General features: G+C 71.8%; 28 protein-coding genes. 12 read left to right on the plus strand and 16 right to left on the minus strand.

From position 1 onward, the window contains the following. Window positions 1–82: 82 nt before the first annotated feature. Window positions 83–937 carry a maleylpyruvate isomerase family mycothiol-dependent enzyme gene (locus ACFYM0_RS15235; protein ID WP_388501102.1) on the plus strand — a complete coding sequence of 285 codons (855 nt, stop codon included), beginning with the start codon at window positions 83–85 and terminating at the stop codon, window positions 935–937. Between the two features lie 25 nt (window positions 938–962). Then, entirely contained in the window at window positions 963–1,955 is a 993-nt protein-coding gene (locus ACFYM0_RS15240) for a helix-turn-helix domain-containing protein (protein WP_388501104.1), read from the plus strand. Between the two features lie 227 nt (window positions 1,956–2,182). Here ACFYM0_RS15240 and ACFYM0_RS15245 read toward each other — a convergent pair whose 3' ends face one another. The 9 genes from ACFYM0_RS15245 to ACFYM0_RS15285 form a co-directional block, all read right to left on the minus strand. Continuing rightward, window positions 2,183–3,607: a nitrate/nitrite transporter gene (locus ACFYM0_RS15245; RefSeq protein ID WP_388501106.1), complete on the minus strand. Its 1,425-nt coding sequence runs from the start codon at window positions 3,605–3,607 to the stop codon at window positions 2,183–2,185. Continuing rightward, window positions 3,604–4,263, minus strand: a complete 660-nt coding sequence (locus ACFYM0_RS15250) for a GntR family transcriptional regulator (protein WP_388501109.1) — start codon at window positions 4,261–4,263, stop codon at window positions 3,604–3,606. The genes ACFYM0_RS15245 and ACFYM0_RS15250 overlap by 4 nt, the downstream gene beginning before the upstream one ends. A gap of 58 nt (window positions 4,264–4,321) precedes the next feature. Then, window positions 4,322–4,651 (minus strand): protease inhibitor I42 family protein, encoded by a 330-nt coding sequence (locus tag ACFYM0_RS15255; protein ID WP_388501112.1) that lies wholly within the window; start codon window positions 4,649–4,651, stop codon window positions 4,322–4,324. 37 nt (window positions 4,652–4,688) lie between these two features. Beyond that, window positions 4,689–6,644, minus strand: coding sequence for a C1 family peptidase (locus tag ACFYM0_RS15260; protein ID WP_388501115.1), 1,956 nt, complete (start codon window positions 6,642–6,644; stop codon window positions 4,689–4,691). Window positions 6,645–6,842: 198 nt separating this feature from the next. After that, complete coding sequence (locus ACFYM0_RS15265) at window positions 6,843–7,250, minus strand: hypothetical protein (RefSeq protein ID WP_388501716.1); 408 nt, start codon at window positions 7,248–7,250, stop codon at window positions 6,843–6,845. A gap of 124 nt (window positions 7,251–7,374) precedes the next feature. Continuing rightward, window positions 7,375–8,196 (minus strand): hypothetical protein, encoded by an 822-nt coding sequence (locus tag ACFYM0_RS15270; RefSeq protein WP_388501116.1) that lies wholly within the window; start codon window positions 8,194–8,196, stop codon window positions 7,375–7,377. Between the two features lie 211 nt (window positions 8,197–8,407). After that, complete coding sequence (locus tag ACFYM0_RS15275) at window positions 8,408–8,893, minus strand: GNAT family N-acetyltransferase (RefSeq protein ID WP_388501118.1); 486 nt, start codon at window positions 8,891–8,893, stop codon at window positions 8,408–8,410. Continuing rightward, window positions 8,890–9,072, minus strand: a complete 183-nt coding sequence (locus ACFYM0_RS15280; RefSeq protein WP_388501120.1) for a DUF397 domain-containing protein — start codon at window positions 9,070–9,072, stop codon at window positions 8,890–8,892. Before ACFYM0_RS15280 ends, ACFYM0_RS15275 begins: the two co-directional genes overlap by 4 nt. Window positions 9,073–9,076: 4 nt before the next feature. After that, window positions 9,077–9,946, minus strand: coding sequence for a helix-turn-helix domain-containing protein (locus ACFYM0_RS15285; protein WP_388501718.1), 870 nt, complete (start codon window positions 9,944–9,946; stop codon window positions 9,077–9,079). A 216-nt stretch (window positions 9,947–10,162) separates the two neighbouring features. Here ACFYM0_RS15285 and ACFYM0_RS15290 point away from each other — a divergent pair, with 216 nt between their 5' ends. The 3 genes from ACFYM0_RS15290 to ACFYM0_RS15300 are packed head-to-tail and all read left to right on the plus strand — an operon-like array spanning window position 10,163 to window position 12,364. Beyond that, window positions 10,163–10,573 carry an ATP-binding protein gene (locus tag ACFYM0_RS15290; RefSeq protein WP_388501122.1) on the plus strand — a complete coding sequence of 137 codons (411 nt, stop codon included), beginning with the start codon at window positions 10,163–10,165 and terminating at the stop codon, window positions 10,571–10,573. Between the two features lie 10 nt (window positions 10,574–10,583). Next, on the plus strand, window positions 10,584–11,798 hold the full coding sequence (locus ACFYM0_RS15295) for a DUF1266 domain-containing protein (RefSeq protein WP_388501124.1): 1,215 nt from the start codon (window positions 10,584–10,586) through the stop codon (window positions 11,796–11,798). Next, window positions 11,795–12,364 (plus strand): GNAT family N-acetyltransferase, encoded by a 570-nt coding sequence (locus tag ACFYM0_RS15300; protein ID WP_388501126.1) that lies wholly within the window; start codon window positions 11,795–11,797, stop codon window positions 12,362–12,364. Before ACFYM0_RS15295 ends, ACFYM0_RS15300 begins: the two co-directional genes overlap by 4 nt. 18 nt (window positions 12,365–12,382) lie before the next feature. Here ACFYM0_RS15300 and ACFYM0_RS15305 read toward each other — a convergent pair whose 3' ends face one another. Together ACFYM0_RS15305 and ACFYM0_RS15310 are read right to left on the minus strand one after the other, a co-directional pair. Then, a complete protein-coding gene (locus tag ACFYM0_RS15305; RefSeq protein WP_388501128.1) occupies window positions 12,383–12,766 on the minus strand; it encodes a VOC family protein in 384 nt (127 codons plus the stop codon). A 67-nt stretch (window positions 12,767–12,833) separates the two neighbouring features. Further along, entirely contained in the window at window positions 12,834–13,490 is a 657-nt protein-coding gene (locus ACFYM0_RS15310) for an FMN-dependent NADH-azoreductase (protein ID WP_388501130.1), read from the minus strand. A 98-nt stretch (window positions 13,491–13,588) separates the two neighbouring features. On the opposite strand from ACFYM0_RS15310, the gene ACFYM0_RS15315 reads away from it, so the two are divergent. Continuing rightward, complete coding sequence (locus tag ACFYM0_RS15315) at window positions 13,589–13,948, plus strand: helix-turn-helix domain-containing protein (RefSeq protein WP_327253971.1); 360 nt, start codon at window positions 13,589–13,591, stop codon at window positions 13,946–13,948. 52 nt (window positions 13,949–14,000) lie between these two features. On the opposite strand, the gene ACFYM0_RS15320 is transcribed toward ACFYM0_RS15315, so the two are convergent. Next, window positions 14,001–14,750 (minus strand): hypothetical protein, encoded by a 750-nt coding sequence (locus tag ACFYM0_RS15320; protein ID WP_388501132.1) that lies wholly within the window; start codon window positions 14,748–14,750, stop codon window positions 14,001–14,003. Window positions 14,751–15,038: 288 nt separating this feature from the next. Here ACFYM0_RS15320 and ACFYM0_RS15325 point away from each other — a divergent pair, with 288 nt between their 5' ends. Beyond that, window positions 15,039–15,449, plus strand: coding sequence for a PPOX class F420-dependent oxidoreductase (locus tag ACFYM0_RS15325; RefSeq protein ID WP_388501135.1), 411 nt, complete (start codon window positions 15,039–15,041; stop codon window positions 15,447–15,449). A 169-nt stretch (window positions 15,450–15,618) separates the two neighbouring features. On the opposite strand, the gene ACFYM0_RS15330 is transcribed toward ACFYM0_RS15325, so the two are convergent. The 4 genes from ACFYM0_RS15330 to ACFYM0_RS15345 all read right to left on the minus strand — a co-directional run bounded on the left by ACFYM0_RS15330 (window position 15,619) and on the right by ACFYM0_RS15345 (window position 19,979). Further along, window positions 15,619–16,464 carry an arylamine N-acetyltransferase gene (locus tag ACFYM0_RS15330; RefSeq protein WP_388501137.1) on the minus strand — a complete coding sequence of 282 codons (846 nt, stop codon included), beginning with the start codon at window positions 16,462–16,464 and terminating at the stop codon, window positions 15,619–15,621. A gap of 282 nt (window positions 16,465–16,746) precedes the next feature. After that, window positions 16,747–17,232: a cupin domain-containing protein gene (locus ACFYM0_RS15335; protein ID WP_388501139.1), complete on the minus strand. Its 486-nt coding sequence runs from the start codon at window positions 17,230–17,232 to the stop codon at window positions 16,747–16,749. Window positions 17,233–17,383: 151 nt separating this feature from the next. Beyond that, window positions 17,384–18,523 (minus strand): MFS transporter, encoded by a 1,140-nt coding sequence (locus ACFYM0_RS15340; RefSeq protein WP_388501720.1) that lies wholly within the window; start codon window positions 18,521–18,523, stop codon window positions 17,384–17,386. A gap of 454 nt (window positions 18,524–18,977) precedes the next feature. Beyond that, a complete protein-coding gene (locus ACFYM0_RS15345) occupies window positions 18,978–19,979 on the minus strand; it encodes a ScbA/BarX family gamma-butyrolactone biosynthesis protein (RefSeq protein ID WP_388501141.1) in 1,002 nt (333 codons plus the stop codon). Between the two features lie 375 nt (window positions 19,980–20,354). Between ACFYM0_RS15345 and ACFYM0_RS15350 the strand changes: the two genes are divergently transcribed. The 5 genes from ACFYM0_RS15350 (at window position 20,355) to ACFYM0_RS15370 (ending at window position 24,546) form a co-directional block, all read left to right on the plus strand. Next, window positions 20,355–21,062 (plus strand): HAD family hydrolase, encoded by a 708-nt coding sequence (locus tag ACFYM0_RS15350; RefSeq protein WP_388501144.1) that lies wholly within the window; start codon window positions 20,355–20,357, stop codon window positions 21,060–21,062. A gap of 41 nt (window positions 21,063–21,103) precedes the next feature. Beyond that, window positions 21,104–21,877, plus strand: a complete 774-nt coding sequence (locus ACFYM0_RS15355; RefSeq protein WP_388501723.1) for a glucose 1-dehydrogenase — start codon at window positions 21,104–21,106, stop codon at window positions 21,875–21,877. 145 nt (window positions 21,878–22,022) lie between these two features. Then, on the plus strand, window positions 22,023–22,757 hold the full coding sequence (locus ACFYM0_RS15360; RefSeq protein WP_388501146.1) for a ScbR family autoregulator-binding transcription factor: 735 nt from the start codon (window positions 22,023–22,025) through the stop codon (window positions 22,755–22,757). Window positions 22,758–22,963: 206 nt separating this feature from the next. Continuing rightward, on the plus strand, window positions 22,964–23,752 hold the full coding sequence (locus tag ACFYM0_RS15365; RefSeq protein WP_327253960.1) for an AfsR/SARP family transcriptional regulator: 789 nt from the start codon (window positions 22,964–22,966) through the stop codon (window positions 23,750–23,752). 215 nt (window positions 23,753–23,967) lie between these two features. Further along, entirely contained in the window at window positions 23,968–24,546 is a 579-nt protein-coding gene (locus tag ACFYM0_RS15370) for a flavodoxin family protein (RefSeq protein WP_388501149.1), read from the plus strand. The last annotated feature ends 1 nt before the right edge of the window (window position 24,547 follow it).

Below are 24,547 nucleotides of genomic sequence, written 5' to 3' on the forward strand. Positions count from 1 at the left end.
ACACGAAAGCACTGCCGGGGTGCTCACCGGCAGCGTAGTTTTGAAGCCATTGCACAAGCTTCCAGAACGCGCCAATGCGCCAATGAACAGCACGCGAGGGGTCCCGTTGACCGTCCATCCGCATCCCAGCCTTCAGCCCTATGCCGACGCGTGGACCCACTCCATCGAGGCGATATCCGAGCTGGTCCTTCCGCTGACGGAAGGCGAGTGGAGCCGGGCGACGCCCTGCCCGAACTGGTCCGTGCGCGATGTCGTCTCCCACGTCATCGGCATCGAGTGCGAGCAGTTGGGCGACCCGCGGCCGATCCACACGCTGCCGCGGGACCTGCGGCACGTGGTCGACGAGTTCTCCCGGTACATGGAAGTGCAGGTCGACGTGCGGCGGCACCACACCGCGCCCGAGATGACCTCCGAGCTGGAGTACACGATCATCCGCCGCTCCCGGCAGCTGCGGAACGAGAAGCGGGAACCGGACACGATGATCCGCGGCCCGCTGGGCGAGCCGGCGACGCTGGAGCACTCGCTGCGGCTGCGCGCGTTCGACGTGTGGATCCACGAGCAGGACCTGCGGGCGGCCCTGGGCGCACCGGGGAACTGGGACTCGCCGGGGGCCTACGTGGCCAGGGACGTCCTGCTCTCCGGGCTGCCGAAGGTGGTCGCGAAGAAGGCGGGCGCGCCCGCGAACTCGGCCGTCGTCATCGATGTGCACGGGGCACTGGAGTTCATGCGGACCGTACGGGTCGACGCAGAGGGCCGCGGCACCATCGACAAGGCCCCCTCGCTGGGGCCCGCGGTGACGCTGACCCTGGACTGGGAGACGTACGTACGCCTCGCGGCCGGCCGGGTGCGGCCGCACACCGTGGCCGACCGGGTGAAGGTGGAGGGCGACCCGGCGCTGGCCGAGGCCATCCTGGCCCACTTCTCCGTGACTCCTTAGGTTCGGAGGACCCTTGGTGTGGTCGATGATGTCGTCCGCTGCCGTCCCGGCGGCGGACCGGTTCGATTGGTTCGCCGACGTGGTGGCGCAGGAGTTGGTGTCCACGTCGATCAAGAGTGAGCACGCCCTGGACTTCCGGGCGGAGGCTGCCGTGCTGGACCTGGGCTCCGTCCAGGTGAAGCAGCTCGGCTACGCCCCGCTGCACTCCCGGCGCACGGCGGCGCACGTGCGCAGCAGCGATCCCGAGCAGTACCAGCTGGGGCTGGTGACCAGTGGGACCACGTGGGTCGCGCAGAACCGGCACGACTCGGGGCCCTTCTCGGGGGACCTGGTGCTGTGGGACACCTCCCGCCCCTTCGAGTCGGGCGTCCTCGGCACCCAGCCGCTCCACGTCGTGCTCCTCTCGCTGCCCCGCACGGCGCTCCCCCTGCGGTCGGACCGGGTGGAGCGGCTGCTCGCCGAGCGGATCCCCGCCGACCGGGGGATGGGGGCGATCCTCGCGCAGTACATGCGCTCCCTGGCCGCGCACGGGGAGGAGTGCGGGCCCGGCGAGCTGGAGCAGCTCGGGGCCGTCGCCCTCGACCTGGCCGGGGCCTGCCTCGCCGGGCGGATCGGAGCCGAGGACGAACTGTCCGAGGAGAGCCGGACCCGGGCGCTGCTGGCGCGGATCGACGCCTTCATCGGGCACAACCTCGGCGATCCGGAGCTGAGCCCGTCCGTGGTCGCCGCCCGGCACAGCCTCTCGCTGCGCCGGCTCCAGCTCCTCTTCCGGGAGCGCGGGGAGAGCGTCGCGGCCACGATCCGCCGGCGCCGCCTGGAGCGGTGCCACGCCGACCTCGCCGATTGCGCACAGCTCGCCGTCCCCGTCCACACCGTGGCCCTGCGCTGGGGGTTCACCAACGCCTCCGTGTTCAGCCGGCTGTTCCGCGACACGTACGGGGTCAGCCCCAGCGAGTTCCGCCGCGCGGCGGCACGGCAGGCCGCGGCGGCCGGGGAGGGTCCGGCGCGCAAGGACTAGCAGGCCCCGGGCGCAGCCGGGGCCGCTGCGCGGATTGTCAACTGTCCCTGCGCGCAGTGCACACGCGGCCGCACGGAGCCCTCATAGGCTCGGCAACGCGTTGGCCGGAACCCGACCCGCGGAGCGGACGGACGGACGGGTGGGAGAGGACGGGGGTCTATCCCACTCGGGTCTCGTCCCGCTCGCGGTACGGGTGGCCCACGCGCACATCGGGCCGGCTCCGGACGTCACCGGGCCGGCTGCGGATCGGGGGGGCCGACGGGGGCGCCGGCCCCGGCCCCGGCGGCCGCCACGGCGGTGACGCCCGGGGCCGGGGCCGGGGCCTGCGGGGCGGCCACGGCCGTCCCCGCCGCGACTCCCGCTCCGGTTCCCGCTCCCACCCGCTCACGTTCGCGGGCCAGGGCGCGGCCGCGCAGGCGCAGGATCTGGGCGATGCCCAGGAGTTCCAGGACGAAGACCGAAGAGAACGCGATGCGGTAGTCGTCCCCGGTGGCGTCGAGCAGCAGGCCCACCACCAGGAGGGTCGTCATCGAGGCGATGAAACCGCCCATGTTGGTGATTCCGGAGGCGGTGCCCTGACGTTCCGCCGGGTTGGCGGGCCGGGCGAAGTCGAAGCCGATCATCGACGCGGGCCCGCACGTGCCCAGCACCAGGCAGAGCGCGATCAGCAGCCACATCGGCGCGTGGTCCCCGGGGTAGGCCAGGACCGAGCCCCACAGGAGGGCGGTCACGGCGACCGTGCCCAGGGCGAGCGGGATCCGGGAGGACTGCCTGCGGCCGATGATCTGGCCGTAGACCAGGCCGAGCGCCATGTTCGAGGCGACCACCAGGGTCAGCAGCCCGCCCGCGGTGGTCCGGGACAGACCCTGGGCCTCGACGAGGAAGGGCATCCCCCACAGCAGCAGGAACACCATCGCCGGGAACTGCGTCGTGAAGTGCACCCACAGGCCGAGCTTGGTGCCCGGCTCCCGCCAGGAGTCGGCGATCTGGCGCCGTACGAATCCCCGCGTGCCGGAGCCCGCCTGCGGCGCGGGCTCGTGCCCCTCGGGGTGGTCGCGCAGGAACAGCACGAGCGGGACCAACACGACCAGCCCCGCCACCGCGCTGCCCGCGAACGCGGGCACCCAGCCGACCCCGTGCAGCACGGGGGCCAGCACCAGCGTGGAGATCAGGTTGCCCGCCATCCCGACCAGGCCGGCCAGCTGCGCCATCAGCGGGGCCCGGCGGGCCGGGAACCAGCGGGTGCCGAGCCGCAGTACGGAGATGAAGGTCATGGCGTCCCCGCAGCCCAGCAGGGCGCGGGCCGCCAGGGCCATCCCGAAGGAGGGGGAGAGCGCGAAGCCGATCTGGCCGGCGGTGAAGAGCACGGCGCCGAGGGTGAGCACCTTCTTCGTACCGAGCCGGTCCACCATCAGGCCGACGGGTATCTGCATGCCCGCGTAGACCAGGAGCTGGAGCAGGGAGAAGGTGGACAGCGCCGAGGCGTTCACGTGGAAGCGGTCGGCGGCCTCCAGCCCGGCGACGCCGAGGCTGGTGCGGAAGATGACCGCCACGAAGTAGACGGCGACGCCGATCGACCAGACGAGCACCGCCTTGCGGCCGCCCGGCGGGTCCTTGAAAACAGTGGGGGAGGCGGCGGACGCGGAGCTCATCGGGCGGACCCCCGCACCAGTTCCCCGACCCGGCTCACGTGGGCCCGTACGGCCGCGGCGGCCGTGTCGGCGTCTCCCGCGCGCAGGGCGTCGAGGATCTCCCGGTGCTCGGCCAGCGTCCGCTCCACCCGCTCGGGGTGCGCGTGCAGCAGGGCCACGCCCATGCGGAGCTGGCGGTCGCGCAGTTGGTCGTAGAGGCGGCAGAGGATCTGGTTGCCGGCGCTGCGCACGATCTCCGCGTGGAAGGCCCGGTCGGCGGCCATCATCGCCCCGAGCTCGCCCGCGTCGCCGAGCCGGCGCTGCTCCTCGACCAGTTCCGCGAGCCGTTCCAGCAGCCCGGCGGGGGCGGGCACCGCCCGGCGGACGGTGAACTCCTCGACCAGCAGCCGGGTTTCGATGACGTCGGCGATCTCCTGGGCGGAGACCGCGAGGACGAGGGCGCCCTTCTTCGGGTAGAGCTTCAGCAGCCCCTCGGTCTCCAGCCGCAGCAGCGCCTCGCGGACCGGTGTGCGCGAGACCCCGACGGCGACCGCCAGCTCGCCCTCGGTCAGCAGCACCCCGCCCTCGTAGCGGCGGTCGAGCACGGCCTGCTTGACGTGTTGGTAGACGCGTTCGGCAGCGGTCACGGCGGTACCTGCGGTTCGGGCGGGTGGCATGCGCACAGCATAGATACAACAGAGGTGCAACCCGGGAGCCCGTCCACGATGTGGACCCTCACCGCACCGTGACGTCCAGTACGAACTCGTCGTACGCGGCCTCGTCCGGATACGGCGGACGGACCTGCGCGAAGCGGATCCGGGCCCGGCCCGCCACCAGCCCCCGTACGAGGTACAGCCGCTCCACCGTCGCCCCGGGCAGCGGCGGCTCCGGCACCCGCGGCGGCTCCGCGGCAGAGGCCGGGGGGCCCGACGGGCCCTCCGCCACCGAGACCGCGTCCGCGTCGCCCGTCACCCGCCAGGTCCACACGTAGCCGCGCGCACCGCGCCCGGTGAGCCGCAGCTCGTACGGCTCACCGGGCACGAGCACCACCTCGCGCACCTCCACGCGGACTCCTCTCCTGCGGAACTCCTGCGGCGACGGCCTACGCCGGGCCGATCACCGCCCCCTCGTGCCAGCCCGCGCCGTCGCGCCGGTAGTGCTGGAGCAGGCGGTCCGTGCGCAGGACGATCACCTCCAGGTTGAACCCGAAGCTGCCCTGGAGCATCCCGGTGACCGCCAGCACGTCGTGGCCGAAGACGGCGGAGCGCTGCCAGGCCGCGCCGCCCGCGTTGCCGCGCCACCAGTGCTCGACGCGGCCGCCCGCGCCCGTGACGCACAGCTCGTAGTTCCCGGCGGTGTCCTCGTCCGCCGCCCCGTACTGCGCCTCGATCAGGCAGGGCGCGGAGGTGATGCCGGAGCCGAAGATCTCGCCGGGGCGCCAGACGAAGCCGTTCGGGTCGTCGCGCCACCACAGCTGCATCCGGCCGTCGGTGCGGGTGGCGACCAGGTCGAGGTGGCGGGAGCGGGTCTGGACGAGGGCCGGACCGAAGTGCGCGATGCCGGAGGCGAAGCGGCCGCCGTCGTTCCAGGTCCAGGGAGCGCCGTTGATCCGCCACCAGTGGCCCAGGCGGCCGTCGGCGGTGCGGACGACCACCTCGAAGTTGCCGGGAGCCCCGTAGTCGCTCTGGATGAAGGCCGGGGTCGAGCCGACCGCCGCGTCGCCGGGGCCGAAGGCGCCGCCGTCGCGCCAGGCGCCGGCGAAGTGCTCGTAGTACCAGTGGCGGAGCCGGCCGCCCGTGGTGACGTGCAGGGACTCCATGTTCCGGTTGTACGTGGTCCCCGTGAACGCGGGCTGGCCCGAGGCGTCGGAGGCGAAGCTCTGGGCGCGGTTCCAGGCGAAGGGGGCGTCGCCCTCGCGCCACCAGTGGGTCAGGGAGCCCCCGCCGGGTCCGCCGAGGGCCGCCATCTCGAAGTTGCGGTGGGCCCGGCCGTTGCCGCTCTCGTAGACGTTGCCGGTGTGCAGGCGGCGCTTGCTCCACGGGTCGATGTTGGTGTCCTGCAGCCCGCACTTGGCCCAGTCGTCGATGCGCGCCTCGCCGTACGCGATACGGCCGTACCCGCCCACGTGGTAGCCGGTCCCCCAGGAATTCTTGAACAGCCAGCAGCCCGCCGCGTCGTCGTAGCCGGTGATCAGGACGCAGTGGCCGCCCGCCAGCCGGTCGCCGGTGCGGTGGTAGACGCCGGAGCCGAGGCCGAAGAAGTCCTCGTACACGTCGAAGCAGGCGGTCAGCGGGCCCACCGTGTCCAGCCAGACCTTCTGCTGCTCCACGTCGCCGAGCAGGACGTGCCCGGTGATGCGGACGGTCCGGCCCGAACGGTCCCAGCTCGGGGTGTACTCGGCCCGCCAGGCCTCCCGGCGGTCGACCGGGGTACCGGGCGGCGGCGGCGAGTACGGCCAGCAGCCCGGGTCCGCGAGTCCGCCGTTGGTGCGGATCCAGTCGAGGGCGGCCTCGGGGCTGCCCGTCTGCCCGCAGGGGGCCTTCATCCCGTCGTGCACGTCCCCCTCGGACCGCTCGGCCCACACGTGGTGCTCGATGCGGGCCATCGACTCCACCAGGCCGGCCGCTCCGAACGCCCATGAGGCGCTGCACGGGTCCTGGTCCTTCACCTTGGTGAGCCAGGGCCATCCCCACCGGCTCCGCCAGTCCACGGCGGAGGGGCGGGCGGGGGCCCCGGTTCCCGTGGCGGTGGCCGTGCCGGGGCCGGGGCCGGGGCCGGTGCCGGTGCCGGGGAGCAGCCCGTGCGCCGCCCTGCGCCGGGTGAGGTGCGGATTGCCGCTGACCCGGCCCACGAGGCTCCGCAGGTCCACCGGCGGCGCGGCTCCGGCGGGCGTCAGCTCCGCTGCCGCCGCCGTGCTCGCGCCCAGGCCCAGCGCGCGCTTCGGTACGGGATCCCCGTCGGCGAGGTGCTCGCTCACGGACCACCGCGCCCCGCGCGCCGCGAGCAGGGCCCGCAGCTCCCCCGCCGTCTGGACACGCCCCTCCGACTGCTCCGGCATACCGGCCCCCCAACGCACCGTACGGATCCGCGCCCCGGGAGCGTCCACCGGCGCGGGGGGCGCGTCAAGGGGGTCCGTGCGGTCGCGCGGCGGCACGCGGGGGCGCTGCCGCTGATGGGCGGGGAGCGCGGGGGCCGGGAGTGGCCGTATCTCTTCGGTCAGGGGGAACCGGGCTGCGCCCATGGGATGCCGTTCAGGTCAGTGGCTTGTCCCGGATGCCCACACCGAGATCTCCGCGGCGCCCCGACGGACCGATTCCTCCCGGTCCTGGGCAAGCTTTCCGCAGGCCTCGACTACGTCCGGCACCCCGTCCGGCGCCACGCGTGCGTCGTGCACCCCGGTCCGCAGCCAGTCGGACCGGCTGTCGTCGGCCTCGACAAGCGCGAGAGCCATGAGCCGCACCGCGGCCGTCGTCCCCGTGCGGGCCAGGGCCTCCGCCGTCCGGCGCGTCACCGCGGTGTCCTCGGCATCCAGCAGCAGCCTCAACAGGACTTCCGCGGCTTCGGGAACATCGGCGGAGGAAGCGAGGTCCCGCCCGGCGCGAGCACGTCGCGTCCACGAAGGGGACGACGCCTCGGCCAGGGCCGACTCCAACCCACCCGTCATCTCTGTCACGGCCAGACCGTCTCATGCCCCGCGAAGCGGGCAACAGGGGGGCCGCGACCGACCCGGCGGGGCGCTGCCGCCGGTGGGCTGGCAGCGCCGGGGCCGGGGTGCGGCAGGTGCGGTCTTACTGGACGGGCAGCGGGACCGGGAGCGGCGGGGCCGGTACCGGGAGCGGGGGCAGGCCCGGGAGGCCGAGGCCGGTGAGCAGCGCGACCAGGGCCGCGACCAGGTCGGTCACCACGTCCGTGGCCTTGGCCTTGGCGTCGGTGGAGCAACCGCAGGGACCGGCGGCCTTGGTGAGGCCGTCGACGGAGCCCTTGAGCTTGTCGATGGCGCCCGTGGCCAGGTCGAGCGGGCCTGCGGCGGGCCTGGCGGCCGCCTTGTGGGCGGAGGCGGCCAGCGCCACGGGCAGCGCGGGCGCCGCCACCGGGAGCTTCGGGGCCTCGACAGGCAGCTTCGGAGCCTCGACGGGCAGCGCCGGGGCCTCGACCGGGAGCTTCGGGGCCTCGACCGGGAGTGCCGGGGCCTCAACGGGGAGCTTCGGCGGGTCCACCGGGAGGTTCGGAGCGGCCACCGGCGGGACCGGTACCGGCAGGGCCGGTGCGGCGGGCAGGCTCTTCTTCAGGTCCTCGATCGCGGCGGCGATCTTCTCCTTGAAGGCGGCCAGGTCCGCCTCCGGGATCTTGCCGTCGGGGGACTTCAGGATGGCCGCCAGCAGATCGGTGATGGGTTTGAGCAGCCCGCCGACCCCGCCCAGCGACTGCACCTGCCCGAGCAGGGCCTCGGTACCGGGGATCGCCTTCCCGGCCGGCGCGGCCGCACCGAACGCGGCGGCGGCCTGCGGCTTCGCGGACGATTCCGCCGCCGCCGATGCCAGACCGGGGGACGCGGTCAGCAGGGTCAGGCAGAGGGCGGCGGGGACGGTGTAGCGAGTGATGCGGCGCAACGGATCTCTCCTGTCGAGGAGCCCCGACATGGGACGTGCCGGGACGTGACGTGATGTGGGACGCGACATGGGACGTGTCCCAGCCCACTCACCGACACCCCGTCAGCCCCCGCAACCCGAGCCCCCGCACCGCCCGCGCGGACACGCCGCGCAACCGGCCTACGTACGCCCTTGACCTGCGCGTACACCGTCACCCTCGGGCAATGCCCCGTCAGGCGGTCCCCTCCCAGCGGATCTCGCCGTCCTCGACCCGGTCCGTGGCGGCGAGTCCGACCCGCTCGGCGACGGCCGCGGACGCGGTGTGGTCGGGGTGCACGTGCGCGATGACGGTGCGCACCCCGGCCTGCGTCCCGAGCCACCCGACCACCGCCCGGGCCGCCTCGACGGCGATGCCGCGGCGCTGCCAGGGCGTACCGATGACCCAGGCGATCTCCGCGGCCTCCCCGGTCACGGTCGCCTGGACCGTGCCGGTCAGGCAGTCCTCGGCGTCGAGCCGGACCACCCAGTTGCACCAGGTGACGGCGGGGTCCGGCGAACCGGCGACCAGCCGTTCGTAGCGCGTGCGCAGCTCCGGCTCGGAGAGCGGCTCGCCACCGATGAATCCGTGCAGCTCCGGATCGCCCAGCACGGCGGCCATCTCCTCGGCGTGCGCGACCTCCAGGGGCAACAGGGTCAGCCGCCCGGTCCGGATCGTCATGCGGCCTGCGACGCCGCGAAGTCGGCCCACGCGGTGGCGGTGACCCGGATGACCGGCCCGTCGCCCTGCTTGCTGTCCCGGACGGCGACGATTCCGACCACGTTGGTGGCCACCTCGACACACTCCGAGTTGACCTGGCCCTCGCTGTAACTGGACTTCTTGAATTTGAAGTTGTTCATGTGTCTACGTACCTTTACTGATCGCTTCGATCAGGTCGATGGAAGCCTGCGGAGCGAGACTCATGCGTGTCAGGCGCTCGAACGTCCGGGTGTACTTCTCGCTGGCTTCCGCCCCCTCTGCCCACACAGTAGACGCGATGCCTTCGGCATAGCCCACGTCCAGCGCCCCGGGTTCGGCGAACGACAGGACGTTGAACGCACCGCCGGCAGCGTGATGCGCCCCTGCGCGGAAGGGCAGGACCTGAACGTGAACGTGGGGCAGTCTTGCCATCTCCACGAGGTGGTCGAGTTGTGCTCGCATGACGTCGGGGCCACCGATCTGCTGACGCAGAGCGGCCTCCCAGAGCACCGCGTGGAACCCGGCCGGCTTCTCACCCCATAGCCGTGCTTGCCGCTTCAGCCTCGACTGCACCAGCACCTCGATCTCGTCGGGGTTCGTCCAGTCGGATGTGACACCGAGAGCCCGGACATAGTCCGCGGTCTGCAGGAGCCCTGGAATCAAAGCCAGTTGCCACGTGCGGATGTAGGTCGCCACCTCCTCCATCGCCACATACTCGCCGAGGCCGCCCACCCGGGGGACCTGGTGCCACCAGCCCTTGACCTTCCTGCGTTCACGGTCGAGACGGGCCAAGTCCAGCAGGCCGCTCACGGACTCCGTGTCCGTCACTCCGTAGAACTCGCAAAGCACTCGGATGTCCGGGTCCCGCATGGGCACCCAACCGCTCTCCATCTTCACGATCTTCGTCGGCGTCGCGGTGATCTCCGCAGCCGCTTGGGCCTGGGTTCGGCCTGCTGCCATGCGCAGCTTGTGCAGCTCGCCACCCAGCCTGCGCCCCAACACCGTTGACACCCGGTTGCCCTCGGGCTCTCGCATTCCACGGTTCACGGCGTCAGTCTCGCGCCACCGTCCGACCGAAGTCGACCCCGTCACCTATTCGGGGACCATATTCCCCGAACCACTTGCACCTGGAACACGCGCCACCCTACGTTCGGTAACGAACCACTCACCGCACAGAGTCAGTTGGCGGAAGCGCACCGGGCTGCCCACGAAGCGGCACCGGCATGCCACCGCCCGTACCGGAGGTGCACCATGGACCGTCACGACGTACGGAACTACCCGCCCCGCCAGGACTCCGTACCCACCGCCCGCCGGCACACCGCATGGCTCGCCGTGGCGTGGGGGCGGCCCGAGCTCGCGGCGGACGCGGCGTTGCTGACCAGCGAGTTGACCACGAACGCGCTGCTGCACGGCTCGGTCTGGGACCGGTACTTCCGGGTCGAGGTCAGCCTCACCGGAGCAGTGCTCCGCATCGAGGTCACCGATCCGAAAGGAGAACGCCGCCCCGAACCGCGAGCGGCGGTCGCCGACCACGACCAGTTCGGGCGCGGGCTGCACATCGTCAAGGCCCTCTCCGCGCACTGGGGGTGCACGGACCGGATCGTCGGCAAGACGGTGTGGGCGGAGCTGGCCCACGGCGGAGGGCGCGAGTCCCCCCGTTAGGGTGATCCACATGGATGGGTGGACGGCGCCGAGTTCCATCGAGCGCGAGCTGTACGAGGCCAAGGCGCGCGGGGACTGGGCGGGGTACCTGGACGCCCTCGCCCGGAGCGAGCTGTTCCTGCCGCAGTCCCGGGCCCAGGTCGACGCCGAGCCCACGACGGCCCGCTTCCACCCCACCCCGGACCGGCGCTGCCTCGTCGTCCACACCCGCGGGATGCTGCCCGTCCCCGACCCGCACACCGTCTACCTGCCCAGGTCACTGGCCTGGTTCGCGAACGCCTGGGACTCCGCGGACCCCCCGCACCTCGCCGTGAACCCCGGCTCCCCCTCCGAGGCCTACCTCACCACCACCCCCGCCGACCTCGCCCGCTGGCGCGCCCACTGGGACGCCGCGGCCCCGGTCTGGGGCCTCGCCCCCGGAGCCGTGCACTCCCTGCACGTCGGCGGCCCGCTGCACGGGCCGGTCGCGCACGGACTCGCCGTCGGAGCCCATCTCGCCGTCTCCAACGGGGAGTTCTGGAACGCGCTGGCCTACCACGGCAACGGCTACACCCGTGAGCGCGAAAGGCTGCGCAAGGGCTGGGGCATCACCGGCGCCACCGAGTGGCACGACACCCTGCGCCGCCTGCTCGCCACCGAGGTCGTCAGCCCCGTCTGGGAGTTCGCGCTGCGCGTGCGCCGCCTCCTCGCCTCCGACTTCGCCGGCCCCGTGGACGTGGAGCACTGGCGGCACGCCGCCGCCTCCGCCCTGCGCCGCAGCGCCGAACGGGCCGCCGAACCGCAGCTCACCCCCGACGGGGTCACCGTCGCCGCGCCCCGCCCCACCGCCGAGGTGGAGGGCGAGGTGGCGGGCGTACAGCGGCTGATCGGCCGGATCGCCCGCTACGAACAGCGCTTCCGCGCCGACGGGCTGCTCCCCGAGGACGGCTGGGTCCGCTCGGTGGAGGGCTGGGACCAGGGCCGGGCCTCACAGATGGCCCGCTGGGGCCTCGGGACCCGCTACGGAACCCTGGCCGACGCGGAGCACGGCGTACTGCGCGCCGGGGAGGCGGCGAGGGCCTCGTACCGCTCGTGGGAGGAGTTCTCCGCCGGGTACGCCCTGGGGCGCTGCCTGCACTTCGACGAGGAGGAGTTCGGCGAGTGGTACACGGGCGTGCTGGCCACCCACCTCACCCTGGTCACCGACCCGGCGAGCCCTTGGCGCAACATCCCCTGGCAGACATGACGCGGCAAAGGACCATCATGGTGGAGCACGTGGAGCACATGGACGGCGCGGCCGCCTTGCGGGCCGCGGACGCGTTCCGGCTGATCTACGCCGAAGCGTTCGCGGAGCCTCCGTACGAGGAGACCGAGGAGGAAGTCGCCGCCGCCTTCCTCCACTTCCCCGCGCAGACGCGCAGGCTCGGCTTCCGCGCGGCCCTGGCCCGTACCCCGGAGGGCGAACCGGTCGGCATGGCCTACGGCTGGATGCTCGCAGCCGACGCGGTGTGGTGGGACGAACTCACCGAGCCCGTGTCCGACGCCATGCGCCGCGAGGACGGCCACCGCACCTTCGGGCTCCTGGAACTCGCCGTGCGCGCACCGTGGCGCGGGCAGGGTGTCGCCCGGAGCCTGCACACGGCGCTGCTCGGCGGCATCGGTGCCGAGCGGGTGCTGCTGAACGTCCACCCGGGGGCCACGACGGCCTCGGCCGCCTACCGGGCGTGGGGATACCGCAAGATCGGCGAGGGTCGGCCCCGGTCCGCGGACGCGGACCTGCGTGACGTGATGCTGCTCGGTCTGCGGCGCTGAAGGCGAGAGCGCGCCCGGTCAGGAGTCCATGGCGGCCTTGTCGGACTCGCTGCGCAGGACGCAGAACTCGTTGCCCTCGGGATCGGCGAGGACGGCCCAGCCCGAGCCGTCGGGGTTGCGGCGATCGGCGACCAGTACGGCGCCGAGGCCCAGGAGCCGGTCGACCTCCTGCTCGCGCGAGGTCTCGGGGCGCAGGCACAGGTGGATGCGGTTCTTGACCGTCTTGGCCTCGGGCACCTGGTTGAAGTACAGCGCCGGGCCCTGCGCAAGCAGTACTTGTGTCGCCGGGTCACCCGGGCGGGCGTCCGGATCCACCGGGCGGCCCGTCACTCCGCTCCAGAAGCGGGCCAGCCCATAGGCGTCCGCACAGTCGATCGCCACGTTCTGCACTACCGAAACCATGCGCCCCAGCCTTGCCGATCACCGCTCGGGACACCACCGGGTTGTGGCGCCCGTCACGGCTCGGACCTCAGGCGGCCGAAGCGACGGGCGCCCCGAAGACCTTGCCCTTGGACTCCGCGTCCGCGAGCGCCTTCGCGTACGAGGCCTCCGCGAGCGGGATGAGCTCGGCCATCGCCGGGTTGCTCGCGGCCAGGGTCAGCTCGGGGACGATGAAGTCGACCTCCGCGCCGAACATGGAGGTCAGGAGCCCGTCCAGGTAGTTCTGCACGTACTCCAGCCCCTCGCGGGGCGTGCCGGCGGCGTAGGAGCCGCCGCGGCTGGCGACGACGGTGACCGGCAGGCCCTTGAGGGGCGACTCGGGGCCGGCCGTGCGGCCCATCACGATGACCTGGTCGAGCCACGCCTTCAGGGTCGAGGGGATCGAGAAGTTGTACATCGGGGCGCCGATCAGCACGGCGTCCGCCTGCTCCAGCTCCTCCACCAGCTTCACCCGCTCGGCGAAGGCCGCGGCCTGCTCGGGGCCGTGGGTGGCGGGGTCGGTGAAGGCGGCGAACGCGGCGAGGGTGCCGAGGTGCGGGACGGGGGCGGCGGCGAGGTCGCGGTAGACGACGGTGCCGTCGGGGTTCTGCTCCTGCCAGGCCTTGCGGAAGGCGGCGGTCACCGCACGCGAGGTGGAACCCTCGGCGGGGCTCAGGGACGAGTCGAGGTGCAGAAGCGTGGCCATGGGAACCTCCTGGGAGTGCGTTTTTCCGTACGTCACTAGTAATAACACAGGTACTTACTTTTTTTCATCCCCTAAATCGGGGGTAGTACCCTGGAGCCATGGCGGACAAGGGAAAGCACCAGGACACGGAGGCCTGCAGCCGGGTGAGCGACGGCATCACGCAGGTCTTCGGGCTGCTCGGAAAGCGCTGGACCGGCGTGATCGTGGCATCGCTCCTGGAGGGCCCGGTCCACTTCGCCGATCTGCGCCGGTCCATCACCGGGATCAGCGAACGCATGCTGTCCGACCGCCTGGTCGAGCTCGGAGCCGCCGGCCTCGTCCTGCGCGAAGTGGACGAAGGCCCGCCCCTGCGGGTGGCCTACCGGCTGACGGAGCGGGGCGCCGCGCTGAAGCCCGCGCTCACGGAGCTGGGCCAGTGGGCGGAGAAGTGCCTGATCAAGGGCGAGGACACCTGCTGACGGGCGGCACTTGCCGACGCACGGCACTTGCCGACGGCCGACCCCCGGCGCGCTAGGGAAGCCCCGGCCGGACCGCCGCCCAGGCATCCACCGCCACCGCCAGGGGGTCGGTCGCCGCGAGGTACGGCCGGGCCGGCTCCGTGCAGAGCAGCAGGTTCTTGATGCGGCGCAGCCGCAGGATGGCGGGGCGCGGCAGGTCCCGCCATCCGGGGGCCTGCTCGGCCGCCTGCTCCGGGGTCAGCTCGAAGAGGGCCAGTACGTCCCGGCACAGGGCGGCGGGGTCGCGGTCCGGGTCCCCGTCCCCGCCGGGGCCGAAGCACCGGAGCAAGTAGCTCCGTACGTACGGCCGTTCCTCCGGCCGGTCCGCCCGGTCGAGGGCGGCCAGCGCGACCCGGCCCCAGCGGAGCCGGACCCCGTCGGGCAGTTCCCCGTCCTGCATCCGGCTCGTCGCCAAGGACCTCAGCTGCTCCGGGTGCGGCTCCTCCAGCAGCGGGGGGCCGGTGGCCAGCCACGCCTCCAGTTCGGCCAGCGCGTGCCCGTCGGGCGGTACGTACGTCAGCACCTGCCCCCGGGCGAGCAGAGCGACCACGGACCCGGTGAGGTGCACCTTCGCCACGTGCCCGGCGTCGAAGAACCCGACGGCGCGCCCGTACCGCTCGATGCGCCGCAGCCCGATCCGCAGCTCCCCCACGGCGTACACCTGCCCGGCCCGCGCCACCCCGCCGATGCACCGCACCACGCACACGCCGCCCGCGGCATCGGCCGCCTCGACGGCACACACCTGCAACTCCGCGAAGGACACCCCGCCCCACCCCTCTCCCGGCGGGGAGGCTACCGCGCGGCTCAGCGCCAGGTGTCGGTGTCGCCGATCTCGCCGGTCTCCAGGTCGATGCGGCCGTGGAAATCGCCCGCACGGTGTCGACGGGCAGGTCGTCGTCTCCGTCGAAGGGTGCCGTGGCGGCGACGCGCAGTACGGCGTCCAGCACCCCGCGCAGCCTGCTCGCGAACCGCACCGGGCGACCTGCCCTAGTCTCCCGCGTCCGCACCGACCGCACGCGGCCGCCCCGGCGCCCCCACTACCGTTTCGCCCATGACTCTTCTGCTGAACGACACGGTACGCAAGCTTCTCGACGCACCGCACCCGGCGGTGCTGTCCACACTGAACCCCGATGGCAGCCCGCAGAGTTCGGTGGTGTGGGTGACCCGGGAAGGGGAGGAGATCCTGATCTCCACCGAGCGCGGCCGCCGCAAGGAGCGCAACATCGTGCGCGACGCCCGGATCGGGCTGACGGTCTTCGACCTGGCCAACCCCTTCCTCTACGCCGAGATCCGCGGCACCGCCACCGTCACCGAGGACACCGGGCGGGCCGTCGCGGTCCGCATCGCGGAGGAGTACGAGGGACCCGGCGCGGGCCGGGCCTACGCGGAGGCCCCCGCCGAGAACGTACGGGTCGTCCTGCGCGTCACCCCGGCCAAGGTGCTCGGCAACGCGGCCCGCTGAAGCCCGCCGCCGCGCACGGAGCGCCCGCGGCCGCGGCCCGCTGTCATCCACAACCGACAGCGGGCCGCGGCCGACCGGCACCCGGGACCGGCACCCGGCACCCGGCACCCGGCACCCGTGAAGTGATGCGGCAAGCGACTCACGGGGGCCTGGCCGGCTCACCACCGGATCAGGGGCGGTCCCGCAGCAGCTTGGCCTCGTCGTCGGTGAGGGCGACGAGGAACGTGTCGCGCAGGGTCCGCACCACTTCGTCACCGCTGAGTTCGGCAACGTCCTTGCGGCCGTCCGGGAACTGGGTCGACAGGACCCGGTTCACCAGGCTGTAGCGGACCTGGTCCTCGGGCCGCTGAGCCACCAGGTTGGTGACGAACGGCGAGCGGGGGTTGGTGGAGGAGTAGTAGTTGGCCACCTGGAAGTCGACCGGGTGCTGTCGCTCCAGGCGCACGGCGTACACGTCGAACCAGCCGTCGGCGTGCAGGCTGCGCAGGATCCAGTCGGGACCCTCCTGGTCGAGGCGCCAGGACCAGGCACCGACCTCGAGCTCCGCTCCGGCCTGGAAGCGGACCGGCTCGAGCGGCCCCTCGTCGCCGAAACCGACGTCCGCCAGCCACACTTCGCCGCCGGCTTCCACCAGCAGGACGGTGTGCGAACGCCAGCGGATGGGAGCGACGCCCCGGCGCACCCGCGCCAGGAGGCGGGAGACGGGGAAGCCCAGGCGTTCCAGTGCGGCGGCGAACAGCAGGTTGTTCTCGTAGCAGTACCCGCCGTGCCCGGCGCCCACGATCTTGTCCTGGATGGCCTCGACACCGATGTCGACGGGTTCGCCGAGCGCTATGGTGACGTTCTCGAAGGAGATGGCGGCGAGGTGGGCACGGTGCAGGCCCCGCAGCGTCTCGACGGTGGCCGTACGGGGGCCCTCGTAGCCGATGCGCGCCAGGTAGGCGTCCAGGTCGAGGAGTTCGGCCCCCCACTCCGGTTCGGATCCGGGCGGAGACGGCAGCGCGTCGTGGTTCATGGTGAAGCCTCTCGAATGTGTCGTGGAGGCGGCGGGGCGGCGGGTGGCCTGCGGGCCCCAATGACACAGCGCCTTGCGCAAGCGAGAACGGACCTGCCCGAGGTGCCCTCTCAGCCGGTGACCGGCCACTCCGCACCGCCGCCCTGTGTGCAGTCGGCTGGGAGACCCTGAAGGGGGCAGCGTCGATCATGGTTGGTCCACATCACCAACCATGATCGACGGGTCAACCTAGGTCATCGGGCATTCGGCTCGATCGCCGAAGAGTCCGATGGCTGAACCGGTCTAGCGGATGACGTCGAATTCCAGGGCGACCTTGCTGGCCGTCTGGGCGTCGATCTCGAACTGCTCGGCCGGCGGACGGGGCTCCCCGTTGGCGGCGGAGATGCCCAGCTTCTTGAAGTAGCCCTCGGTGCCGCCCGGCGTGTACCAGGCCAGCATCTTGACCGGCGTGTCGCCGATGACGCTGTAGGTGTGGGCCTTGCCGCGCGGCAGGAACACGAAGGATCCCGGCCCGGCCGTCTCGACACGGCCTTCCCAGCGGAGTTCCAGGCTGCCTTCGATGAGGTAGAACGCCTCGTCCTCGCCGTGGTGCGTGTGCGGCGGGGCACCCGAACCGGGGTAGAGGATCACTTCCAGCAGGCCGAACGCGCCGCCGGTGTCCTGCTTCTCCGCCTTGAAGGTGTAGTGGTCACGGAATACCCACCTGGTGTCGCCCTCGCCCTGAGCGACGTGGATGAGTTCCGGAGCCGACTGGTCTTGCGTGGTCACTGATATCTCCCTCTATACATTCTGTCTATGCGCGGCCCGTGCAGTGGATGCCGCTTTTGACAAACATCAGACCCGAAGGAATCTATGGAGAAAAACAACCACCCCCCTTCACTTTCCGCGTCACGTCCCCGCGCCCCTCGACGGGCGCGCACTATGCGGTCGCGCGGCTCCGAGAGGATCGGGCGGCCACCCATACGAGGCCGATGCCGATGACCATGACGACCGCGAGGAACAGCGCCAGGTTGGACAGATCCGCCATGGCCTGCGGGAGCTGAGCACCCACGGCGACTCCGACATTGAGAATGAAGCTGTAAATGGCGGTGGCCGTCGCCCGTGCGGGCCCCGCGCCGCTTCCGACGGCCTGGACGAGGGCCGGGCTGACCGTGGAAATCGCCAGCACGAAGATGAAGAGAGAAATGCCGAGGCCGATCACGGAGTCGGCGAACAATGCGGCGCCGAGCAGTCCGACGGCCCCGCCGGCGAATCCGATGACCGTCCTGGTGAGTGCGGAGATGCGCCCCATGACCGGCGCGAGCAGGACGGCGCCGACCATCGCGGGCAGCGCGCTCGCGCGAAGGGCCAGCATGGTGTCGTGGTTCCCGACCACTTCAGCCGGCCCGTAGAGCTGCACACCGGTGTAGATCGCGGTGAGGCTGCCGAGGACGGCCAGGGAGGCCACGAAGAGCGCGAGGAGCGAGCCGTTGCGCAGCACGCTGAGGGCGCCGGGGCCCTTGGCTCCGCCGGCCGTCAGGTCCTTGGCCGTGTCGGGCGACATGACCCGCCAGGCAGCCGCCGCCACGAGCGCCAGCAGCGGTGCCACCACCCAGAACACCGAGCGCCAGCCGAGCGAGGATCCCAGGACCTGCCCCAGGACCTGGCCCACGATCAGTGCCACGCCCAGGGCACAGGACACCACGGTCAGGGCCAGTGCGAGGCGTCGCGCCGGGACCCTCTCACTCAGGTAGATGTAGACCACCGGCGTGAACACGCCGGCCATCGCGCCCTGCAGGACGCGCAGCAGGCAGCCGGTCACGAGATCGCCCGAGAGCGGCACGAGCGCGGTCGCCACGGCCATGGCGGCGATGCTCCCGACGATCACCACGCGGCGGCCGTAGCGTTCCGACAGGGAACCGCTCGCCAGCGAAGCACACGCGTAGGCGAAGGAGAACGCGGTGGTCGCCCATGTCGCGGAGCTCTGCGACACCCCCCAGGCGCCGCCGATCTCCGACATCAGGGGGATCGCCACGTATCCCTGGCTGACGACGATGATTGCGGCGACGGCCAGAATCACCAAGTTTTTTCCGAAGGGGAATTGCTCGGCACGCTCCTCGTCCGTCAGAGTGTGCGTCGGAGTCGTTGCCGCTATTACGGTTCTGGGGACCCCGGCCGATTTCCTGTCCGAGGCCGATACATCCGACATCAGAAGATACCTCCTATATTCGGCCAGGGCCGGCGAACGTACCTCGGCATGCCCGCTGTTGGTGATCTGTACCAACTCGACGAGCAGCTGACCGCCGGACAGCCTCCCCAAGGCTGCTGAGCACCCCCGTGTACGGGCAAGCCGTCGGGCACAGGTACGTCAAGTTCGCGTATCACCCTGTTCGGACATGCCGAGGAATGCGGCGGAAGTCGAACTCCGCCCCATGTTCAACGCGATCCCCATCCGAACCGCACCGGAATGCCCGGGAAATGCCTTCCGCGTGCGGACGGCGTGCGGCCGGTGTCCGGACGGGCGGCCGTGGAGGTCAGAATCCCTGCAGGCCGGAATCGACGCGTTCGGTGCTCACGACGGCCTCGAAGACCTGCTCCCCGTCCTGGATGCCCGTCACCTTGAACGACCGGCGCGCACTGTCGCTCAGGTCCGAGTCGGCGGGCTCCGCGTGGATCATCAGGGGGCTGCCGAACTCGGCATAGCGCTGGTAGGTGCTCGTGACGGAGACCGGGAGGACGGCCTCGGGTTCGCCGCTGAGGACCAGCGCGGCCTGGCGGGCGGCCTCGAGGAGGACCATGCCGGGCAGGTGGTCGCTGGCGTGGTCGAAGAGGACCGGGTGCCGGGTGTCGTACCGCAGCTCCCAGACTCCCGGACGGGAGGAGCCGGCCAGGACGACGTCGAAGGGCGAGAGCCGGCCCACCTGCGGGGGCGCGAGCGGGGCGGGCGGCAGCGCGGACACGGGCCGGTTGGCCAGCTGTTCGGCACGCAGGCGCTGGTAGACGGCGGGGGAGGTGACGGTGTAGCCGACCCTTCCGGTGGCGACGACCCGGTCCTCCTGGCGGACGACCACTTCGTAGACGAGCCCGGTGAGCCTGCTCCCCCGGCGCTGTATCTCGGGGCAGGTGACGGTCAGGTCGAGGCTGGCCGGGGCGCTGCCGATGACGAGGTGCTCGGGGACGGTGGAGTACTCCAGCGACCAGAGCAGGAACTGGTGCCCGAGCGGCACGCCGAAGGTCTCGTGCGCGACGTACGAGCCGACCTGCCGGATGGTCTCGGCGATCAGCATCGGGTCGTAGTGGGTGCCCGCGATGGGGGTGAAGAAGCTGTGTCCGCGCGGCCACTGGGCACGGATGTGGAAGCGGTCCTCCGCGGGGCGGCACATACCGGTCAGGAAGACCTCGGCCACGGCGGCACGGTGTACGAGCGCTCTCGGAACCGTCGTCGTCAGCTGGTCGTCCGACTGGGCCGGACACGCGCAGCACTCGGTGTGAGCAGACGTGGTGATGCGGTCCGCCGCTTCCAAAGTCGTGATCATGAAGTCCCCCTCGTCATCATGGCCGGATACAACATACTTCCACCGCCCGCAAAGTACGTACTTACGGGTTTGGTTGCTCGGGGAGATCCTCGCCTAAAGATCTCCATCCGTCCCGAGGGAGTGACGCAGGCCATACGCCGGGATGGTGTCATCGCACCATCTTGCGAAGAACGCCCAGCTCGCACACGGCACATGAACGGGCCCTGACACGGGCCGGGAGGGGGGTGGGTGGCACTCTCGAGCGAACGTCCGGTATCTTTCGAGTCCCGGACACGAGTGCGTACTGGTAGGTATTTTTAGGGGGGCCTGCCACTCCGCGCACCGCATCTGTCCCAAATTCGTCGTACCGGCCCTCCCCCGCCCGATCGGAGCGCCATGCAGTCCCTGCAGCACCTGCGGCTCGCAGCCCTGAACATCGACGGGGTCCTTCTGAACGACACCTTCAGCCCGGTCATCCACGGGTTCGTCACGAGCCGGGGCGGCTCCTACGACGGTGAGGTGGAGCGCGGGATCTTCTCCCAGGTGCGGTCGATCGCGGCCCAGGCCGCGGCTCGGGCGGCAGGACTGGACTGGACCCCGGAGCGGGTGCTGAAGGTCTACTTCGAGGAGCGGGACGCCTACCTGGAGCAGCACCCGCTGCGGGTGATGGACGGGGTCGAGGAACTGCTGCACCGGCTGCGGGCCCTCGGGCTGCGCACCGTTTGCTACGGGGGCCTCGGCAAGGAGCACTTCGACCGCCACCTGGGCCACCTCGCGCACCTCTTCGACGGCCCGGGATACATCAGCACGGACAAGTTCCGGCCGGGCGTCCACGAGATCACCACCGACTGGTTCGGCCTCGACCACACGGAGGCGCTGTTCGTGGACGACGTGGCGCGGGTCGGTGAAGTGGCCCTCGGACTGGGCACGGCGTTCATCGGCCACCCGAGCACCTTCGAGCACGGCTTCCAGCGGCAGCAGATGCGCGAGGCCGGGGTGCGGCACGTGGTCGGCTCGCTGGGCGAGATCGACGAGCACCTGCTGCGCAGGGTGGACGCCGAGGCCGCGTCCGCGGCCTGCTCCCGCAGTGCCTACGCTGCCTGAGCTGCCGGCATACCGGAGCAGGGGGCCAATCGATGGAAGGAATGGCGATGCGGGGTCACGGTTTGCTGGAGGGCAAGGTCGCACTGATCACCGGGGCGAGCAGTGGCATAGGAGCCGCGGCCGCCCGGGTGTTCGCGCGGGAGGGCGCACGGGTCGTGCTCGCCGCACGCCGCGAGGAGCGGATCAGGGAGCTGGCCGAGGAACTGCGGGCGGGCGGCGCGCAGGCGGCGTACGTGGTGACGGACGTGACCCGCCGGGCCGATGCGGAGGCGGCCGTGGCCCGCGCGGTCGAGGAGTTCGGCCGGCTCGACTGCGCCTTCAACAACGCCGGTTGGGGCGTCGGGCGGACGCCGCTGCACGAGATGGACGACAAGCTGTACGACGAGATCATGGAGGTCAACGTGCGCGGGCTGTGGAACTGCCTGCGCCCGGAGATCGCCGCGATGCTGGAGACCGGCGGCGGGTCGATCGTCAACAACAGCAGTGTCGGCGGCCTGCTGGCCACCCCGGTGGCCGCTCCCTACGTCGCGGCCAAGCACGCGGTCATCGGCCTGACCAAGGCCGCCGCGGCCGAGTACGCGGCCCGGGGCATCCGGGTCAACAGCGTGGCGCCGGGCACCACCCGGACCGAGGTGGTCGAGGAATGGTTCGCGGCCGTCCCGGGCATCGAGGCCGAGCTCCACGCGGGGACGCCCCAGGCGCGCACCGCGGAGCCGGCCGAGATCGCCGAGGCCGCTGCCTGGCTGTGCAGCGGAAAGGCGTCATTCGTCACGGGTGTGACGGTGCCGGTGGACGGCGGGTTCTCCATGGTGTGAAAATGGTACTCACAAGAACGAACCCCCGGGCATGTATAGCGGCCCGTGGGTGCTGGCGGCGGGGAGAAGACCGGCCCTCCCGCCGGCTGCGGGGCAAGTCAATACAACGGAACGACGGGCGGGGTCACGGAAAGGCACACACCACATGGGAACAGAGCGACCCCTCGTCATGCAGGACCGGGCGGTCCGCACCCGCCAGGCGATCCTGGAGGCGGCCGCAGTGGTGTTCGAGGAGCGCGGCTATGAACAGGCCAAACTCACCGACATCGTCAGCATCGCCAACGTCACCAAGGGCGCGCTCTACTTCCACTTCGACTCCAAGGAACATCTCGCGCAAGCGGTGATCGACGCCCAGGTGGCGTCGGCCCCGAGCGTCGTGCCCCAGGAGTTGCAAGTGCAGGCGTTCGTGGACATCGGCATGGTGTTCTCGCACCGGTTGATGCACGATCCGCTGATGCGTGCGAGCGCACGGCTCACGCTGGACCAGACGAACCTGACTCTGGACCGGGCCGCGCCCTACGACGCGTGGATCAAACTCCACGTTTCCCTGATGACGGAGGCCAAGTCCCGCGGCGAGCTGCTGCCGAACGTGGATCCCACGGTGGCATCGCAGCTGATCGTGGGGTCTTACGCGGGGCTCAACCTGATGTCGCAGATGATCGGCCTGGACCTGGACGAACAGGTCTCGGCGCTGTACACGCACGTGATGCCGAACGTGGTGGTGCCGTCACTGGCCATCCGGCTGGACACGGCCCCGGGCCGTGGAGCGCGCGCGCTGTACGGACCGCAGGGTACGCACCCGTGCACGGTCGGCTGCGCGTCCGGTGTGGCCCCGGCAGCCGCGCAGGTGGCTGCACAGGTGGAGCAGCGCGGCGCCTGAGCGCCGGGCGGATGCCCCGGATGTACCGGATGCCCCGGATGAGAGAACCCCGAAACGGGGTCTCCCGTCCGGGGTTTCCGCATGTCCGGAACGTTTTTCGAGGGGCCGGCGAAGATCCGGGTATTCGCGCACGTGCAAAACATTCTTCCGGGTACTATTCTTTCCAGGGTCAGCATCGCTGACCCTGCCTGCCCAGGGAGAGAACTGTGGACATCGACGTACTCGGAGGGCTGCGCGTCACCGAGAACGGTGTGCCCATCGTGGCGCCCACCCCGGAGACCCGGCACGTACTGGCGGTCCTCGCCGCCCACGCCAACCAGGTCGTACCCGTGTCAGTACTGGCCGAAGAGCTCACGAACTGCGCCCCGCCCGAACACACCCGGGCCGTGGCCCACGCCGCGGTCCGCGTGCTGCGCGAGCAGCTCGCGGGCGCCCTCGACGCCGGACCGGGTGCGGTACGCACCCTCGACACCGTGCTGCCGGCCGTACCCGGCGGGTATCTTCTCGACACCGGAGGCGGCCGCTGCGACCTCCACGAGTTCGAACGCGAGGCGGGCGCCGGCTACCGGGCCATGTCCCGCGGCGACTTCGCCACGGCCGCCCGCCGGCTGCGCGGTGCCCTCGACCTGTGGACGGGCCCCGCCTTCGCGGGAGTCGAGGCGGGAGCCTGGCTCGGCGAACGCATCGCGGTCCTGGAGGAGACGCGGCTCGCCGTGCTCGGCCAGTGGGTCGAGGCCGGACTGGCCCTCGGCCGCCACCGCGAGCTGCTCACGGAGCTCTCGGCCCTGCTCGCCCGGCACAACGGCCGCGAGCACCCCAACGAGCCCTACCTCGCCGCCCTGCGCCGCTCCGGGCGCCGCGTCGGGTCGCTGCGCGGCCTGCACTCCCTGGTGGCCACGCTGGACGCGGAGGGCGGGCGGAGCACCGCCTCGGCCCTGCGCGCCGTGCGTCGTACCGTCCTCATGGGCGGCGCCCCGGATCCCCGGGCAGCCTGACCCCGAAGACCGCCCTGTGGCGTCAACTGCCCTGCTCAGACGGGCAGTAGCAGTCTCGGACCCGGGACCTGACGCACTGCTCGAACACTTGACGGAAAGCCCCCGGGCACGTTGGTGGCGCTCCCCGCCCCAGCACACGATCGACAGGACTCACCGCCCGCCGCGGACCTGACCGGCGGAACCGGTTCCATCGCTGTCGAGGGAGTACTCCGGGCATGACCACCGTCTCCGTGATCTACTACTCCGCCACCGGTACGGTCCGCAGACTGGCCGAGGAGGCGGCGGCCTCGGCACGCGAGGCCGGTGCGGAGGTCCGACTCCGCGCGGTGCCCGGTACCCCCGAGGCGGGCCGCGAGCCCGGCACCCCCGACGCCACCCCCGAGGACCTGGAGTGGGCCGACGGCATCCTGCTGGGCAGCCCCTCGCACTGGGGCCTGCCGGCCGCGCCGCTGCTGGAGTTCGTCAACACCACCCCCCACCTCTCGCACGCGGGCGCCTTCGTCCACAAGGCCGCCTCGGCCTTCGTCGCCGGGTCCTCCCGCAACGGCGGGCTGGACAACACGATCCAGTCCCTGCACAACGTGATCTGCCACTGGGGCGCCGCCGTCATCCCGATGGGCTCCGCCCACCCGGTGCTCTACCTGCCGCAGAACGGGAACCCCTACGGCACCCACACCGCCTCCGGCGCCGATCCCGGCACCGTCCACGAGGACGCCGTCGCCGCCGTCCGGTTCCAGGCGGCCCGCACCGCCTGGTTCGCCCGGGCCCTCGCCCGCGCCCGCCAGGAGGCCTGAC

The organism is Streptomyces sp. NPDC006487 (assembly GCF_042870555.1).
Taxonomy (GTDB): Bacteria; Actinomycetota; Actinomycetes; order Streptomycetales; family Streptomycetaceae; genus Streptomyces.